The organism is Cetobacterium sp. ZWU0022, assembly GCF_000800875.1.
Lineage (GTDB): Bacteria > Fusobacteriota > Fusobacteriia > Fusobacteriales > Fusobacteriaceae > Cetobacterium_A.
Genome location: NZ_JRJZ01000093.1, coordinates 1 through 417 on the forward strand (window position 1 = coordinate 1; position 417 = coordinate 417).

Annotated in this window: 1 protein-coding gene; it reads right to left on the bottom strand. The window is 31.4% G+C overall.

What is annotated here, in order from left to right; genetic code table 11:
- A partial coding sequence (locus L988_RS08145) for a type I restriction enzyme endonuclease domain-containing protein (protein ID WP_047383278.1) occupies positions 1–417 on the bottom strand: 417 nt, incomplete at both ends.

Sequence of the window (417 nt, forward strand, 5' to 3'; positions counted from 1 at the left end):
AGGATTATCTCCTTTATCCTCAGTTTCTAACTTAATAACACTAGCTTTAACAGCTTTAAAATAGCTTATCTCATCATTTAAAGCCTGTCCATCACGAGTTGTTATACATAGAGAATGAGCCTTAGCTAGTGCTAAAACATTATCAATAAATCTTTTTTTAATTCCAGGTTCATCATTTTCAAAACCTAAGATGTAATCCATACCCTCTATAATAACTCTAGCACGCTCTAAAGCACTACTACTTTTATATTTTGAATAATCAAAGTGATGGAATATCTCTTTTAGAATTTCATAGTGTTCAATCATAAGAGCTACCGCTTTTTCTGTATCTACTCCAGTGCACTTTTGATCATTTGGTGTATATTGTCTTAATGCTTTTTTAAGTGCATCTCCTATTCCAATATAGTCTACAACTAA